Consider the following 16097-nt stretch of genomic DNA (forward strand, 5'->3'; position numbering starts at 1 on the left):
TCCTACTTTATAAGACCCCTATGCCACTGGCTCGTCTCGACATTTCCCGTCTTCGTAACCTTACCCATGTGCGCTTTGAACCTTCCCCTCAGGTGAATATCATTGTCGGGGAAAATGGCAGTGGTAAAACCTCAATACTGGAAGCGATTTATTTACTGTCCTTTGGACGTTCGTTCCGCAGTCATAAGCACAAAACATACATTCAGTATGAACAGCCTGAGTGTGTTGTGTTTGCGCAAGTTGATCAAGGTACGCAGCACTTACCCGTAGGCATTAAGCGGGGTCGTGATGGCCAAGTCGAAGTGCGTATTCAAGGTCGTGCCGCGCAGTCAGCCATAGAATTAGCCGAATGTTTACCCGTCCAACTAATTAACCCAGATGCGTTCCGTTTATTGGAGGGCTCGCCTAAGATTCGACGCCAATTTGTCGACTGGGGTGTGTTCCATTTTGATGGGCAGTTTATAAATGCCTGGCGTGGGTGGCAAAAAGCGTTAAAACAGCGGAATAGCGTGCTCAGACGTGGTAAAATATCTGCCAATTTACTGGCGGCGTTTGATCAAGAGTTGATCCGCTTAGGTGAGCAAGTCAATCATACGCGTAAAGCGTATGTGGCCGCGCTAACGCCGCATTTTGAAAGCGTATTACAGCAACTCGCACCAGATCTTGATGTGCACTTAACGTTCTTTCAAGGTTGGGACGCACAGCGTTCTCTAGCGGAAGCCGTTGAGCACAGTTATCAGCGAGATATAGATGTTGGTTACACCAACACCGGACCTCAACGGGCCGATTTACGAGTTAAAACCCCAACAGGGGATGCACTCGATACGTTGTCTCGCGGCCAACAAAAGCTGGTGGTCTCGGCGTTAAAAATTGCCCAAGGGCAATTGCTGATTGAGCGCGGCAGACAGTTAGTGTTTTTAGTCGACGATTTACCCGCTGAACTGGACGCTAATCATCGCCGCAAGCTATGTCAGCTGCTGGAATCTCTGGATAGCCAAATTTTTATTACAAGCGTTGGGCCAGATAGTATGGACTTTACTTGGTCTGATCAGATAGATGTTCGTCACTTCTCCATGAGACAAGGCGAATTGTCCCCAAACGCACAGGAGAGTTAAATGAGTGAAAATAATTACGATTCGTCCAGTATCAAGGTGCTTAAGGGGCTAGACGCTGTGCGTAAGCGTCCCGGTATGTATATCGGTGATACAGATGATGGAACTGGTCTACACCACATGGTGTTTGAGGTAGTGGACAACTCCATTGACGAAGCGTTAGCGGGTCACTGTGACACAGTCAAAGTCATCATTCATCCAGACGAATCCATTTCTGTATCAGACAATGGTCGTGGTATTCCAGTTGAGATGCACGAAGAAGAAGGTGTATCGGCAGCCGAAGTCATCATGACCGTCTTGCACGCAGGTGGTAAATTCGACGACAACTCTTATAAAGTTTCCGGTGGCTTACACGGTGTAGGTGTTTCCGTTGTAAACGCTCTGTCCGAGACGGTGACACTGACGATTCGCAAGGATGGTAAAGTCTACGAGCAGAACTATGCACACGGTGTACCACAAGCACCTCTTGCTGCTGTAGGCGAATCTGATGGCGCAGGTACGACGGTTCACTTTAAACCGTCGGCAGAGACTTTCTCAAATATCCTGTTTGTCTACGACATTCTAGCTAAACGCCTACGTGAACTGTCTTTCCTAAACTCGGGTGTGGCGATTCATCTGAAAGATGAGCGTACGGGTAAAGAAGAATTCTTTAATTACGAAGGTGGCTTGAAGTCCTTCGTTGAGCATTTGAACACCAACAAAACACCGATCAATGATATTTTCCATTTCATCTGTCAACGTGATGACCTAGAAGATGGCATCGCCGTAGAAGTGGCACTGCAGTGGAACGAAGGTTTCCAAGAAAATATCTACTGTTACACCAACAACATCCCACAGCGCGATGGCGGCACCCACCTTGCTGGTTTCCGTGGTGCGTTGACGCGTACACTTAATAACTTCATTGAGTCTGAAGGCTTAGCGAAGAAGCAAAAAGTCGCGACCACAGGTGATGACTCCCGTGAAGGTTTAACGGCGATCGTATCGGTGAAAGTGCCGGATCCAAAGTTCTCTTCACAGACTAAAGACAAATTGGTGTCCTCTGAAGTGAAAACCGCGGTTGAGCAGGAAATGGCGAAGCGTTTTGCTGAGTACTTGCTTGAGAAACCAAGCGAAGCCAAAATCATCGTTAACAAGATGTTGGATGCGGCCCGTGCGCGTGAAGCCGCGCGTCGTGCTCGCGATATGACCCGTCGTAAAGGTGCATTAGACATCGCCGGTCTTCCAGGTAAGCTGGCTGACTGTCAGGAGAAAGACCCAGCGCTTTCTGAAATCTACCTAGTGGAGGGTGACTCGGCTGGTGGTTCTGCGAAACAAGGTCGTGACCGCCGTACGCAAGCGATCCTGCCGCTGAAAGGTAAGATCCTAAACGTTGAGAAAGCACGTTTTGACAAGATGCTGTCTTCTGCAGAAGTCGGCACACTGATTACGGCATTAGGTTGTGGTATCGGCCGTGACGAATTCAATGCGGACAAATTGCGTTATCACAGCATCGTTATCATGACCGATGCCGACGTCGACGGTTCGCACATTCGTACCCTATTGCTGACGTTCTTCTTCCGTCAAATGCCGGAAATCATTGAACGCGGTCACATCTTTATTGCCCAGCCGCCGCTGTTCAAAATCAAGCGTGGCAAGCAAGAGCAGTACATCAAAGATGAACCAGCGTTAGAGCAATACCTCATTGAAGTCGCACTGGATGGCGCGAAATTCTTCATCAATGCCGATGCTCTTGGTATTCAAGGCGAAGGCTTATCTAAGCTGATCCGTGATTACATCCGTGTTGAAGAAGACATCGAACGCTTGGCTCGTGTGTACCCGAAAGATGTCATGAACAAGCTTCTGTACTGTAAAGAGTTGACAGTAGATCAGTTGAACGACGAAGCGACGGTTCAATCTTGGGTGGATACGTTAGCGCAACAAATGCCATTAGACGTACGTACAGGTTTCCGTTTTGACTTCGGTGTCGAAAAAGATGCAGAGCGTAATACCTTCTTACCTGTCGTCGACATCATGTCTCACGGTGTGAACACGCGTTATCGTTTTGAATCTGCATTCTTCTCATCGCCTGACTACCAGCGCATTGTTGAGTTGTCACAAACGATCGATGAATTGTTTGAAGAAGGTTCTTACATCCAGCGTGGTGAGCGTAAAGAACCGGTGACGACCATCGAAGGCATGAAAGCATGGCTGATGAAAGAAGCGTCTCGTGGTCTAACGATTCAGCGCTATAAAGGTTTGGGTGAGATGAACCCTGAGCAGCTTTGGGAAACGACGATGGACCCAGATGCGCGTCGTATGCTGCGTGTCACCATTGATGATGCGGTAGCGGCCGATCAGATGTTCACTACCTTGATGGGTGACGAAGTGGAACCACGTCGTAACTTTATTCAAGACAATGCTCTTAAAGTTGCGAACTTAGACGTTTAAATCTAAATATTTTCTGCAATGTAATAAAAAGCCAGAGTTTGACTCTGGCTTTTTGTGTTCAAAGCGTTGCTTAATCTTATTTAAGTGCGACTTTAATACTGTCTTGAATCGGCGTGGTTGGTCGCCCGATGAGCGTTGAAAGCGTATGGCTGTCGTCAAATAAGCCGCCTTTTGCTGCACCGACATCTGAGTCGGCTAAGATCGTAGCCAGCCCTTCTGGTAAGCCAGCATCTACTAATACTTTCGCGTATTCAGCTTCAGGTAAGTTTTGATAAACCACTTCTTTACCGCTAATAGCCGTCAAGTGAGCAGCGTATTCGGCCAATGTGAATGCCTCATCGCCTGCAAGTTCGTACATTTTACCGACCTGATCTTCCGATGTAATCACGATGGCCGCAGCGTCTGCATAATCTGCACGGGTCGCGGTTGCGTATTGGCCTTCACCGGCGCTGCCTAATACGGCGCCATGTTCAAGTGCCATGGCTGCGGAAGCGGTATAGTTTTCAGAGTACCAACCGTTACGCAGAACAGCGTGTGGTATGCCTGATGCTTTAAGAGCCGCTTCGGTTGCGCGATGCTCTTCGGCTAATGCTAAAGGCGATGCTTCTGCGTGTAAAATGCTGGTGTACGCTAACAGCTCAATGGCGGCCTCTTTTGCAGCATCAATGACATTTTGATGTTGCGGAGCACGTTGGCCAACCTCGCTGGATGACACCAAAACCACACGCTTTACGCCGACCATTGCTGCTTTTAATGACGCTGGGTCGGTATAGTCTGCTTTACGCAATATGACGCCAAGTTGGGCTAAATCATCTGCTTTATCTGGGCTACGAACGGCGGCAACGATGCCATCGGCCGCGATTCCGCGAGCTAATAAACCTGTAATAACTAATTTACCCAATTGGCCTGTTGCACCGGTTACTAAAATCATACTGCACTCCTGTTCATTGGTTAGTGAATGAATATAGGTTAGACTTAAAACTTACTTTTAGTAAGTACGCACAAAAAGGTAAGTATGAAAAAAATTACTGATGTGAGTTCCGATGCCATGGCAATCAAGTTTGATCGTGGTGATGTGTTCTCAAGTAAATGTCCATCCCGAGAAGTGCTGCGACATGTCACTGGCCGCTGGGGGATGTTGGTGTTTTTGGCTTTACGTGATGGTGAAGCAAAGCGTTTCAGTCATTTGCGTCGCACCATTCAAGGTGTGAGTGAAAAGATGCTCGCGCAGACGCTGCAACAGCTGGAGGCTGATGGCTTTGTAAAACGTATTGTCTATCCAGTGGTACCGCCCCATGTAGAGTATCAGTTAACGCCATTAGGAATAGAATTTGGGCAAAAGGTGATTGATCTAGTGGAATGGTTGGAAGACAACTTACTGGGTATTCTTAATAATCGTCAGCAAACTTAGTTAAGGTGAGTTTTGTTTAAAGTAATAAGTCCTCATAGCCTTTATAGAACTTATTACTTTGTATCAAATGATGAAATATTGTAATGATATGTGAGTGCTCACTATCGATACAATTCCTTATTAGGAGTATTTATGCAAAGTTGCGATGGCAAATGCAGCGAGGTCAGTGTAAATATCAAAATGAAAGTCGATGTCTTTGTATTGAGTTGCACGTCCTTTGCCTGTCAGAACTAGTACTGGTGCGCAGCCACGTGCCTTACCGGCTTCAAGGTCTCTTAATGAGTCACCGACCATAATGGCGGAGGTGTTGTTAAAACTAACACCCAGTTTCGCTTCGATAGCTTCAATCATACCGCTCTTTGGTTTACGGCATTCACAGGCATCATCTGGTCCGTGTGGGCAGTATTCTATGCCTTCCACACGGCCACCTTCAGCCTCTAATAAGCTCAGCATTTTGTCATGCATAGCGTGTAGTGTCGCTTCGTCATAGTAACCACGGGCAATACCAGATTGGTTGGTTGCAATAAAAATTTGAAAGCCTGCTTTACTAAGCGCTGCCATAGCTTTGATGCTACCAGGTAGAGGGATCCATTCATCGACGGATTTCACATACGCATCCGAATCTTGGTTAATGACGCCATCGCGATCAAGAATGATAATAGGCTTGTTATTGGCCATAATTGTGTCTGCCTCACAGATAAATGAACGGTTTTAGATGTTAGTATAATGGTTTCAGGTTGGCTTAGGTTGAGTTTTCACGTGAAACACTTTGATGTTTTCGTCAGTCTGCCAAGAACCAATTGTTAGTGAATTTACTAAGTGGGTGTTATGTCCGATCAAGTTTCCTCTTCGCCAATGACGAAATTAATTACCATCATTGGGAAGCTTCCGCTTCCATTTGTTCGCTGTGTAGGACGTATTTTCGGGTTATTAGGCCTTCGTTTTGATCGTCGCACTCGTCGCGCCATCGATCGTAACTTAGAGCTTTGCTTACCTCACATGGACAAAGAGCAACGTACGCGTTTGCGTAATCGTCGCTTACAACATATGGGCCAAACTTTCGCAGAAATGGGCCACCTGTGGACACGGGATGTGAAGTTTATATTGAATCAGTGTTATGACGGGGAAGGCGCTCAGGCTCTTAAAGAAGCAGTAGAAGGCAAAGGCGGGGTTATTCTTTTAGCACCGCATTTAGGGAACTGGGAAGCCGTAAATGTCTATATCAGTTCTATTCGTCCTATGACGGCCATGTATCGTCCCTATAAAGACAAGGCTTTGGATGCGTTTATTCTTAAGGCCCGCAACCGTGCAGGTGGCGATCTGGTGCCAACAAATCGCCGTGGTGTAATGCAAATTGTGAAAACACTGAACGCAGATGGTGTGGTTGGAATGTTACCTGATCAAGTGCCGCAAAAAGGCAGTGGCGAGTTTGCTTCGTTCTTTGGTCATCAAGCTTATACCATGACATTAGCAAGCCAGCTTGCGCAGAAGACTAACGCGAAAGCGTTTGTCGTAGGCTGTATTCAAACGAAAAAAGGCTTTGAAATGACGGCACTAGAAGTGGATCCAAGCTTCTATGACGCGGATGTGAGCACATCTCTTGAAGGCATGAATACGACGATTGAGAAAATTGTTCAACGTGCACCTAGCCAGTATCAGTGGGAATACAAGCGCTTTAAGGTTCAGCCGCATGATGCTCTGAACCCCTATAAAGAACACGATCACTAATAAAGCAGTAAGTGATATCCGTAAAAATGGGGCTAAAAAGCCCCATTTTTTATAGCTCAGCAATGTGCGAGAAAACCGTTTGCCGACATACGGCAGCGAGATCTCTGGGTGCTAAACCAATATCAAACCCTCTCTTGCCCCCACTGACATACATTTTCTCTAAAGCCTGAGCGCTGTTATCAATCACCGTTACAAGGGCTTTTTTTTGTCCAATAGGGCTGATGCCTCCAACAATATACCCAGTAAGACGTTCAGCCTCTTTTGGTTCAGTCATGCGTAGCTTCTTCACTTTCAGTGCGGCTGCGGTACGCTTCAAATTGAGCTTTCCTGTCACCGGCACGATGGCAACAAACACGTCTTTATCATCAGTAACCAGCAACGTCTTAAACACTTCTGCTTGTGCAAGTCCAAGTTTACTGGCCGCTTCCTCACCAAAATTTTGGCAATTAGAGTCATGTTCGTATTCATGCTGGGTGAAGTCAATCTTACGTTTCTTCAATGTTTGTGTGGCGGGCGTCATGAGACTCTTTCCTTATATTGCTTACTTCTGCCAGAACATAGGCGTAAATAATACCAATAAGGTGAACACTTCTAAACGCCCTAGCAACATCGCAAAACACAGCATCCATTTGGAAGGGTCATTGATGGAAGCGAAGTTAGCCGCGACTTCACCCAGACCTGGACCTAAGTTATTCAGTGTTGCAGCTACAGCAGACCATGCAGTGACTTGGTCGATACCTGTCGCCATCAAGCCAATCATTAGAATGACATAAACCAACAGGTACGCGGAGAAGAATCCCCATACCGCAGACACTACTCGTTCTTGAATCGCTTTACCGCCAACTTTGATCGGAATGACAGCATTTGGATGCACTAAACGTTGAATCTCACGAAAGCCTTGTTTGAGGATCAGTAGAATACGGATAACCTTCATACCGCCACCAGTAGAGCTTGCACAGCCACCTGCAAACGATGTGACGATTAACAAGAACGGCAGGAAATGAGGCCATACAGAGAAATCTGATGTACCAAAACCAGACGTTGTAGCAATTGATACACTTTCAAATACGGCATAGCGCAGAGAGGTCTGCCAATCAAATGTCTCAGTCAAAATCAACACCAGCGTTGCTAACGCCATGGTCGATAACAGCATAAAGAAAAAGAAACGTGCTTCTGGGTCTTTAAAGTAATGCCAGACACTGCGTGTGCGCCAAGCATAGAAATGAAGGGCGAAGTTTAATGCTGAAATCACCATAAATACGGTACAGATGATTTCAATGGTGACACTGTTGAAGTAACCAATACTGGCATCATGGGTTGAAAAACCACCGATCGCTACGGTAGAGAAGCTATGACACAATGCATCAAAGAATGTCATTCCAGCCGCCCAGTAACCCAGAGTACAGGCAAGCGTCAGAGTGGCATAAATGTACCAAAGGGCTTTGGCTGTTTCAGCGATACGCGGGGTCAGTTTGGAATCTTTAACGGGCCCAGGAGTTTCAGCACGGTATAACTGCATGCCCCCTACACCGAGCATTGGCATGATCGCAACGGCCAAGACAATGATACCCATACCACCCAACCACTGAAGCCATTGGCGGTAAAACAGTATCGACTCCGGTAAGTTATCTATGGACGTAAGAATGGTAGCCCCCGTGGTTGTTAAACCAGACAAGGATTCAAACAAAGAGTCGGTAAAGGTGAGGTGTGGATCAGTCGCCAGCAAAAAAGGTACCGAGCCAAATAACCCCAGTGTTGACCAGAATAAAACAGTGACTAAGAAGCCGTCCCGTATTTTCAAGTCTCCACGATGGTTACGAAACGGAAACCAAATTACCAAGCCGCCAATTAAGTTGATGACCAAGGCATATAGAAAAGCAAGTATCGCGCCATCTTGATAGATTAAAGACACAGCGATCGGAGGCAACAGCGTTAAGCTGAAGATCATAATGAGCAAACCGATAACGCGTAAGATTACCTGAATATGCATGCAGTAGCCTTGTAAAAAATGTCCCACGCTAGCGTGGGACAATTAATAAAATGGGTAATGTTTAAAAGAAACTTAATCCAACTTGGAACAGCTGCTCGACCGCAGGGATCTGTTTCTTATTGGAGACAAAAATAATCACGTGGTCTTCTGCTTGTATAACCACTTCACCGGTCGCGAGTATCACTTCATCTTCGCGTACGATCGCACCGATGGTAGCACCTTCAGGTAAATTGATATTAGCAATCGAGCGGCCGACTACTTTAGAGGAGCGATAATCTCCATGGGCCACTGCCTCTAATGCTTCTGCAGCGCCTTTTCGCATGGTATGAACGTTGACGACGTCACCACGACGGATGTAGCTTAGCAGCGAACTGATGGTTGTGTGCTGTGGTGATACGGCAATGTCGATCATACCTTCTTGTACGATGTCCACGTATGCTGGGTTGTTTATGATCGTCATAACAGTCCGTACCCCCAACACCTTAGCCAACATCGACGACATGATATTGGCTTCGTCGTTGTTAGTGATGGCACAGAACACATCCGTTGACTCGATGTTTTCTTCTAACAATAGCTCTTGTTTCGACGCGTCGCCGTTTAACACAATGGTGTTATCTAGGTTTTCAGACAAGTAGCGGCAGCGCTCAGGATCGCGTTCGATAATTTTAACGCGGTATTCTTTCTCAAGGCTCTGCGCCAAACGTTCGCCAATGTTACCGCCACCGGCAATGATGATACGACGATAAGGTGTATCCAGTGGACGCAGCTCGCTCATCACATCGAGCACATCTCGTTGTGCAGCAAGAAAGAATACCTCATCATTCGCGTGGATATGAGTATTGCCATCCGGATTAATCGATTGGCCATTACGATAGATTGCTGCAATTCGTGTTTGAATTGATGGCATGTGCTCACGTAAGAAACTGATTGGTCGATCAATCAGCGGTCCACCCTTTTCAGCTTTTACCACCACCAGCTGAACTTTGCCTTCAGCAAACTCCATTACCTGCAAGGCACCTGGATAACGAATCAAACGGCTTAAATGTTTAGTCACTTCCTTTTCTGGACTGATGCGTACGTCCATCGGTAGCGCGGTATCTGCGAAAATCTTAGGATATTTAGAGTAAGCGTTCGAACGAATACGGCCGATTTTGGTTGGCGTCTTGAATAAGGTATAAGCCACCTGACAAGCGATCATATTGGTTTCATCTTGGTTACTTACGGCGATCAGCATATCAGCATCATTACAGCCAGCTTGATCCAATACATCGGGATGAGATCCACTGCCTTGGATCGTTTGAATATCCAGTCGATCTTGCAGTTCTCGCAAACGGTTCAGATCGGTATCGATTACTGTAATGTCGTTGTCTTCATTTGCTAAGTTCTCAGCAAGTGTCGCACCAACTTGGCCAGCGCCAATAATTATGATCTTCATGGATCGCCTTAGAGCCTATTTCGCTCATCGCATTGTAAAAAGAACCGGCCTCAAACAGCTTGAGGTGATAGGACTCATTCTAAACTTGAATGCCCAAAGATTTAATGGTGTTTGTGTGAATAATGCGCATATATTTTCATAAGGGATGAACCATACTCCTCATTAAAACAGGAAGAGTATGGTAATAGGAACAGAATGGTGTGCTGCTTAGTGCTTTTGTAATAAGCAGTAGTAGAAACCATCTTGGCCATTGACGGTTGGGAACACTTGGATACCGTGTGAGACAGGTTTACCAAATGCCAGAGTCTGATCTGGGGCCAACTGATTCAGCGGACATTCGCAGGCATCCTCTTGGCGGGTAAGAAACGCAGCCATTTGTTGTTCATTTTCTTCTGGCATTAAAGAGCACGTTGCATAAAGCATGTAGCCGCCCTGCTTTAACGTTTGCCATGTCGCATCTAATATCGCCGCTTGAATCTCAACCAAGTCATCTATGTCATCTGGCTTGCGGTTGATCTTTATATCTGGATTACGACGAATCACACCTGTAGCAGAGCATGGCGCATCCAATAGAATTTTATCAAACGCTCGTTTATCCCACCATTGATCTGGCTGGCTGGCATCACCGCAGATAAGTTCTGCTGACACACCAAGACGCTCTAAGTTTGATTCAATGCGAGTCAAGCGCCAAGGTTCTAACTCCACTGCCGTCAGCTCGATGTTGGGTTGCTTTTCTAACAGATGGCCCGTTTTGCCGCCTGGCGCTGCGCATGCATCTAGAATGCGTTCGCCTGCTTGGGGAGCAAGCAAGCTTGCAGCTAGCTGTGCAGATTCATCTTGAACGCTCACATCACCTTGATCAAAATTGGGTAACATAAATACCGGAACAGCAGACTCTAGGTACAAACCTGATGCTGAAAATGCTGTTTCACGTGAAACAGTATCCTGTTCTGATAGCATTGCTTGGTATGTTCCACGTGAAACATGCAATTCATTCACGCGAATACACATTGGCGGATGAGTGTTTGTGGCCTCGACGATTTGCTCGAACGACTCAGGCCAATGCTTTTTAAAACGCTTCACCAACCACTTAGGCATATTGAACTCTACCGACGGTTGTTTGGCGAGGTTTTCTAAAATCTCATCACGTTCACGTTGGTAACGACGAAGTACGGCGTTCATTAACTTCGTTGCCCATTCTTTATCAAGCTGACGACACAGCTCTACCGATTCGTGCACCGCGGCATGATCCGGTGTACTCATGTGGTCGACTTGATACAGGCCCATCAATAAGGCGGCATACAAATCAAAATCTTTTTCTTCAAATGGCTTACTGAGCAGGCTGAGCGCGATGCTATTTAGTTGCGGATAATAACGACAGACACCAAAACAAAGTTCTTTCGTTAACCCCTGTTCATCATAGTCTACCTCACCAATTTGTTTGCCAATCTGTGTCGATAAAGAACCACGTTGCAGTAGTACTTGCTCAAGGATTTTTGCACTGACTAATCGAGCGGGTTGACTCATTCTTTGCTCCCCAGTGTTTTGCCTAATTGTAGCTGCTCTTTAAATTTACCGTTTAGCGCATCTTGAACGGACATACGCTTACCACCAGGGAATTGCAGTTCAGTGACCAAAATAGAGCCTTTGCCCGTAGCGACGACGATACCTTCTTTGCTGACCATCGTGATCTCACCACACTCGAAATCTTGATCTTGTGTGTCTAGTAAACGTGCGGCATGAATTTTCATTACCCCAGATGGCGTGTGTGTATAGGCACCTGGCCATGGTAATAGACCACGAATTCGACGGCTGATGATTGACGCATCCAAACTCCAGTTTACTTCCCCTTCTTGCTTGGTGAGTTTCTCTGCGTAGCACGTTAGATCTTCGTTTTGCTTTTCTGGTTTAGCATGGCCATGACGAATAATTTCAAGAGCGTCGATCAAGGCATCGCCACCGAGTATCGCTAAACGATCGTGTAAGCTGCCTGATGTGTCTTCAGGTTTAATATCACACTCTTTCTTGAGCAACATATCACCGGTATCTAAGCCTACGTCCATTTGCATGATCGTGATGCCAGTAATACTGTCTCCCGCAATCACTGAACGATGAATGGGCGCGGCACCACGCCAACGTGGTAATAAAGAAGCGTGAACATTAATACAGCCACGTTTGGGCGTATCCAATACGGTTTTAGGTAAAATTAAACCATAGGCCGCCACAATCATGATGTCCGCATTCAGCTCAGCCAAAGCTTTACGGTCCGCTTCGTCTTTAAAGTTCAGAGGTTGATACACTGGAATATCGTGCTCTAACGCCAATTGTTTTACTGGACTGGCAACCAGCTTTTGACCGCGACCTGCAGGGCGATCAGGTTGGGTGTAAACAGCCACAACATCGTATTGCTTAACAGCTTGTTTATCTAATACCGCTTGGAGGCTGGACGCGGCAAAGTCAGGTGTGCCTGCAAAAATGATACGTAATGGTGTGTTTGGGTTTAGCTGAGTTGTATCGGTCATAGTGTGGTCTTGTCTCATGTAACGAAAAAATCAGGCCGAGGCCTGATTTTTCATGAAGGATCATGTGCAGTGTTGTAAAAGTTCATGCAACATTGAACAGAACGAATGCGTCTCTAACTGTTAAGCACGTTGCTTTTGTGCTTTCAGTAATTTGGTTTTAATGCGATTACGCTTAAGCGGAGAAAGGTAATCCACCATTAATTTACCGTCTAAGTGATCGATCTCATGTTGAACACAGACCGCCATCAATTCATCGGTTTCCAATTCAAATGCTTTGCCGTGACGATCCAAAGCTTTTACTTTTACTTTCGCTGCACGGTAAATGTGCTCATAGTAGCCCGGCACTGACAGGCAGCCTTCTTGGAATTCGTTTGGCTCCTCATCCAACACTTCAAACTCAGGATTAACGAAGACAATTGGATCGTTGCGTTCTTCAGAGAAGTCCATCACGACAATACGATAATGGAAGTCAACTTGCGTCGCCGCAAGGCCTACACCATTCTCATCGTACATGGTGTCTAACATATCATCGATCGTCGTTTGTAACGCATCGGTGAACTCTGTAACAGGTTCAGCAACTTTGCGTAAACGCGGATCTGGATATTCTAAAACGGGTAATACAGCCATATGGTTTTCCAATCACTTATCAGTCTTTGTCCTACAGAGACATAGGGGTCAGTAGGATGAATTTCAATAATCCTATTGTAACGCATTAATCACGAAATGCGCGTATGAAGCTGGCTAAATTTTATGCAATATGCTTAAATGCGGCGCAATTTTTCAGCGTACTTACGGCGCTTTTTATTCAATCCCCTAATTTATCTCGATGCTTGCAAAGGATTGCCGCATGAATATTGCCCACAATGGTTTTACGCAACGTGACTGGATGGCCTTAAGCTTTATTCCCGGAGTTGGTCCTAACCGCCTTGCTCACCTTTGGACTTACCTAGACGCATGGGAATCAGAACAGCGAGACTCTGATGACTTATTTCAAACGTTTACAAATGCAAATCGAACTGCAGCACAATCGGTTGATTACCACGTTCTACGTGCTTTGAATTGGTCTGACAATACCGCTCGTGCGGCGATGCTCTATCTGAAAACAGGTAAACTCCCCTACGATGCCGAAGAGCGTTTTGACTTAACCGAACGCTGGTTGGCACAATCTAATCAGTCTATTGTGTTTCGCGACGATTTGAACTATCCCCACCTACTGCAGACTATTGCTGTACCGCCAACTTTTTTCTATGCGCAGGGCAATACTCAATCTTGGGCTAAACCCTGTGTTGGTGTTGTGGGTGCGCGTAATGCATCCGGTTATGGCAAGAAAATAGCAGAGCAATGGGGCCTAGAGTTATCTGAGCGTGGTTATTGTGTTTGCAGCGGTGGTGCCAAAGGCATTGATGCCCAGGCTCATCAAGGCGCACTCAACGCGCAAGCGGAGACAATCGTAGTTATGGGTACGGGGCTATTTAACTTGTACCCTCGTCAAAATCAAAAATTGTTTGAGCGAGTTCTGGATCATGCGGGTGTGCTGATTAGCGAGTACCCACTGACCACCAGCCCTAGACCACAATTGTTCCCGCCGCGTAATCGCATTATCAGTGGTATGAGCCATGGCGTGTTGGTGGTTGAAGCGTCCGAGAAAAGTGGTTCTTTAATCAGTGCTCGTTATGCATTAGAAGAAAACCGTGAAGTATTTGCTGTACCGGGTCGTGTGGGCGATCCACAAGCCTCAGGAACAAATCATTTGATTCGCCAAGGTGCAACCTTAGTCCGTTCAGTTGACGATATCATCGCTGAAATGCCTCGAGAGCTGCGTGAGCAGTCGTCTGCGCCTATGTTGACCAATTCTGATGTGGTTGATACTTCGAGTCTCTCCTCTCACGCAGCGGGGCTGTTAACCGTTCTGAGTACTGAGCGTATCAGTTTTGACTTTGATGCATTGGTTCGGCGGACAGGATTGGGTGCTGCAGATTTATCACAGACCTTAATGGAGTTGGAGTTGTCCGGGATGGTAGTGAACACCCAAGGGCAATATCAATTTGCCCCATAGTGTTTTGAGAAAGCTTTCAAGAGATATTATGCTCAGTCAGAACTGAAAATGTCGCGCTTTAATTGTTGGATATCACGGCGTTCTTTTTTGTTCGGACGATGATCCGCCATGATCCGCCCACCAAACGATTTATGTTCGACCGCTCGACGTTCTCGTTTTTCAATCGACTCTGCGGTTTCGCTATACAGCAACTGTGCTTCTGGTGCGCCTCGACGTTGCTCGCTCAGGCCTTTAATTTCAACGGTCATTTCGTCCCAGCCTTTACGGATAGTGATCAGCGCGCCGAGCTCAACATTGCGAGAGGCTTTACCTTTAGAACCGTTGTACATGACTTTGCCGCCGTCTACGGCTTCTTTACACAGCGAGCGAGTTTTGTAAAAACGTGCCGCCCAAAGCCATTTATCTAATCTTACTGCTTGTGATTGCTGATGTTTTTCTGCTTTACTCATGCTTTTCTGCTTTACTTATTAAAGTGGACACACGAATGATGAACCAAAAGAATTAGTACCATTATGATGGATGTAAGTCGTCACCCTACTTTTCAGGCACTGCAAGACATAATACACAATGCTGCTGAAGCGATCATGGAGATTTATCAGAAAGCCGACTTAGGTGTCGAGCACAAGTCTGATGATAGTCCTGTTACATCTGCAGACATTGCCGCTAATCGCATTATTATGGCGGGCTTGGCAGTGCTGACCCCAGATATTCCGATACTGTCGGAAGAAGCCGTAGTGTCCTTTGAGGAACGTAAAAATTGGCAGCAGCTGTGGGTCGTTGACCCGCTTGATGGTACCAAAGAGTTCATCAAACGCAATGGCGAGTTCAGTATTAACATTGCACTGGTAGTGGATGGCGAGCCGATCTTGGGCATTGTTTATTTACCGACTACGGGTGAAGGCTACTTTGGCGTGACGCAAACATGGCATGAGATTGAGCCGTGTGCGATCAAATGGCAAGGTGAAGCATTTGAGTCGATCTCTGTGCGAGAGCCGCGAGAGCCGTTGGTCGCCATGACCAGTCGCAGCCATGGACCTGCCCTACCTGATGATTTAAAAGACACACTTAAAGCATCTTACGAGCAAGTTCGTGAATTGCCCAAAGGCAGTTCGATCAAAGGTTGTCGTATTGCGGAAGGTATTGCAGATTTACACCTACGTCGTGGCCCAACCAGTGAGTGGGATACCGCAGCGCAACAAGCAATTATCGAAGCCGCCGGCGGTCAGCTGGTTGCACCAAGTGGTAAACCGTTCCGCTATAACCAACGTGAGTCATTACTCAATGGACACTTTATCGTCGCGGGGCCAGAGATCACCCCCGTGATTCTGGATTGGTATGAACAAAACGAAGACGAGTAAGGTCACAGTAATAGCTTTGTGTGTTTTATGAACCTAAAAAAGCCCCTTAGGCATCAGT

At 46.5% G+C, this 16097-nt stretch carries 15 protein-coding genes; 6 read left to right on the top strand and 9 right to left on the bottom strand.

What is annotated here, in order from left to right; translation table 11 throughout:
* Positions 1-20: 20 nt before the first annotated feature.
* A complete protein-coding gene (gene recF, locus AYW75_RS00175; RefSeq protein ID WP_067093708.1) occupies positions 21-1115 on the top strand; it encodes a DNA replication/repair protein RecF in 1095 nt (364 codons plus the stop codon).
* Positions 1116-3539, top strand: a complete 2424-nt coding sequence (gene gyrB / locus AYW75_RS00180; RefSeq protein ID WP_067093711.1) for a DNA topoisomerase (ATP-hydrolyzing) subunit B — start codon at positions 1116-1118, stop codon at positions 3537-3539.
* A gap of 76 nt (positions 3540-3615) precedes the next feature.
* On the opposite strand, the gene AYW75_RS00185 is transcribed toward gyrB, so the two are convergent.
* Positions 3616-4470, bottom strand: coding sequence for an SDR family oxidoreductase (locus AYW75_RS00185; protein ID WP_067093713.1), 855 nt, complete (start codon positions 4468-4470; stop codon positions 3616-3618).
* Positions 4471-4554: 84 nt separating this feature from the next.
* Here AYW75_RS00185 and AYW75_RS00190 point away from each other — a divergent pair, with 84 nt between their 5' ends.
* Entirely contained in the window at positions 4555-4950 is a 396-nt protein-coding gene (locus AYW75_RS00190; protein ID WP_197478869.1) for a winged helix-turn-helix transcriptional regulator, read from the top strand.
* A 120-nt stretch (positions 4951-5070) separates the two neighbouring features.
* Here the strand turns inward: AYW75_RS00190 and gmhB are convergent, their stop codons facing one another.
* Positions 5071-5628, bottom strand: coding sequence for a D-glycero-beta-D-manno-heptose 1,7-bisphosphate 7-phosphatase (gene gmhB / locus AYW75_RS00195; RefSeq protein ID WP_067093716.1), 558 nt, complete (start codon positions 5626-5628; stop codon positions 5071-5073).
* A gap of 150 nt (positions 5629-5778) precedes the next feature.
* On the opposite strand from gmhB, the gene AYW75_RS00200 reads away from it, so the two are divergent.
* Positions 5779-6678, top strand: coding sequence for a lysophospholipid acyltransferase family protein (locus tag AYW75_RS00200; protein WP_067093719.1), 900 nt, complete (start codon positions 5779-5781; stop codon positions 6676-6678).
* Positions 6679-6727: 49 nt separating this feature from the next.
* On the opposite strand, the gene ybaK is transcribed toward AYW75_RS00200, so the two are convergent.
* From ybaK to def, 6 genes are all read right to left on the bottom strand, one after another.
* On the bottom strand, positions 6728-7198 hold the full coding sequence (gene ybaK, locus AYW75_RS00205) for a Cys-tRNA(Pro) deacylase (protein ID WP_067093722.1): 471 nt from the start codon (positions 7196-7198) through the stop codon (positions 6728-6730).
* 21 nt (positions 7199-7219) lie between these two features.
* Positions 7220-8668 carry a TrkH family potassium uptake protein gene (locus AYW75_RS00210; protein WP_067093724.1) on the bottom strand — a complete coding sequence of 483 codons (1449 nt, stop codon included), beginning with the start codon at positions 8666-8668 and terminating at the stop codon, positions 7220-7222.
* A gap of 61 nt (positions 8669-8729) precedes the next feature.
* Entirely contained in the window at positions 8730-10103 is a 1374-nt protein-coding gene (gene trkA, locus AYW75_RS00215) for a Trk system potassium transporter TrkA (protein WP_067093727.1), read from the bottom strand.
* 207 nt (positions 10104-10310) lie between these two features.
* Positions 10311-11630 (bottom strand): 16S rRNA (cytosine(967)-C(5))-methyltransferase RsmB, encoded by a 1320-nt coding sequence (rsmB, locus tag AYW75_RS00220; protein ID WP_067093729.1) that lies wholly within the window; start codon positions 11628-11630, stop codon positions 10311-10313.
* On the bottom strand, positions 11627-12625 hold the full coding sequence (gene fmt, locus AYW75_RS00225; RefSeq protein WP_067093732.1) for a methionyl-tRNA formyltransferase: 999 nt from the start codon (positions 12623-12625) through the stop codon (positions 11627-11629). Before fmt ends, rsmB begins: the two co-directional genes overlap by 4 nt.
* Before the next feature lie 120 nt (positions 12626-12745).
* Positions 12746-13252: a peptide deformylase gene (def, locus tag AYW75_RS00230; RefSeq protein ID WP_067093735.1), complete on the bottom strand. Its 507-nt coding sequence runs from the start codon at positions 13250-13252 to the stop codon at positions 12746-12748.
* 220 nt (positions 13253-13472) lie between these two features.
* Here def and dprA point away from each other — a divergent pair, with 220 nt between their 5' ends.
* Positions 13473-14681 (top strand): DNA-processing protein DprA, encoded by a 1209-nt coding sequence (gene dprA, locus AYW75_RS00235; protein WP_067093737.1) that lies wholly within the window; start codon positions 13473-13475, stop codon positions 14679-14681.
* A gap of 32 nt (positions 14682-14713) precedes the next feature.
* Here dprA and hslR read toward each other — a convergent pair whose 3' ends face one another.
* Positions 14714-15130 carry a ribosome-associated heat shock protein Hsp15 gene (hslR, locus tag AYW75_RS00240; protein WP_067035431.1) on the bottom strand — a complete coding sequence of 139 codons (417 nt, stop codon included), beginning with the start codon at positions 15128-15130 and terminating at the stop codon, positions 14714-14716.
* A gap of 63 nt (positions 15131-15193) precedes the next feature.
* On the opposite strand from hslR, the gene cysQ reads away from it, so the two are divergent.
* The gene (gene cysQ, locus AYW75_RS00245; protein ID WP_067093741.1) at positions 15194-16039 is read left to right on the top strand and encodes a 3'(2'),5'-bisphosphate nucleotidase CysQ; all 846 of its coding nucleotides are present in this window, start codon (positions 15194-15196) and stop codon (positions 16037-16039) included.
* Positions 16040-16097 lie beyond the last annotated feature (58 nt).

The sequence above is a fragment of the Marinomonas atlantica genome (assembly GCF_001639725.1).
Classification (GTDB): Bacteria; Pseudomonadota; Gammaproteobacteria; order Pseudomonadales; family Marinomonadaceae; genus Marinomonas; species Marinomonas atlantica.

Coding starts and splice junctions, on each gene's coding strand:
- recF (WP_067093708.1), top strand. CDS start 21: ATGCCACTGGCTCGTCTCGACATTTCCCGTCTTCGTAACCTTACCCAT.
- gyrB (WP_067093711.1), top strand. CDS start 1,116: ATGAGTGAAAATAATTACGATTCGTCCAGTATCAAGGTGCTTAAGGGG.
- def (WP_067093735.1), bottom strand. CDS start 13,252: ATGGCTGTATTACCCGTTTTAGAATATCCAGATCCGCGTTTACGCAAA.
- AYW75_RS00185 (WP_067093713.1), bottom strand. CDS start 4,470: ATGATTTTAGTAACCGGTGCAACAGGCCAATTGGGTAAATTAGTTATT.
- AYW75_RS00190 (WP_197478869.1), top strand. CDS start 4,555: ATGAAAAAAATTACTGATGTGAGTTCCGATGCCATGGCAATCAAGTTT.
- gmhB (WP_067093716.1), bottom strand. CDS start 5,628: ATGGCCAATAACAAGCCTATTATCATTCTTGATCGCGATGGCGTCATT.
- AYW75_RS00200 (WP_067093719.1), top strand. CDS start 5,779: ATGTCCGATCAAGTTTCCTCTTCGCCAATGACGAAATTAATTACCATC.
- fmt (WP_067093732.1), bottom strand. CDS start 12,625: ATGACCGATACAACTCAGCTAAACCCAAACACACCATTACGTATCATT.
- trkA (WP_067093727.1), bottom strand. CDS start 10,103: ATGAAGATCATAATTATTGGCGCTGGCCAAGTTGGTGCGACACTTGCT.
- AYW75_RS00210 (WP_067093724.1), bottom strand. CDS start 8,668: ATGCATATTCAGGTAATCTTACGCGTTATCGGTTTGCTCATTATGATC.
- dprA (WP_067093737.1), top strand. CDS start 13,473: ATGAATATTGCCCACAATGGTTTTACGCAACGTGACTGGATGGCCTTA.
- rsmB (WP_067093729.1), bottom strand. CDS start 11,630: ATGAGTCAACCCGCTCGATTAGTCAGTGCAAAAATCCTTGAGCAAGTA.
- hslR (WP_067035431.1), bottom strand. CDS start 15,130: ATGAGTAAAGCAGAAAAACATCAGCAATCACAAGCAGTAAGATTAGAT.
- cysQ (WP_067093741.1), top strand. CDS start 15,194: ATGATGGATGTAAGTCGTCACCCTACTTTTCAGGCACTGCAAGACATA.
- ybaK (WP_067093722.1), bottom strand. CDS start 7,198: ATGACGCCCGCCACACAAACATTGAAGAAACGTAAGATTGACTTCACC.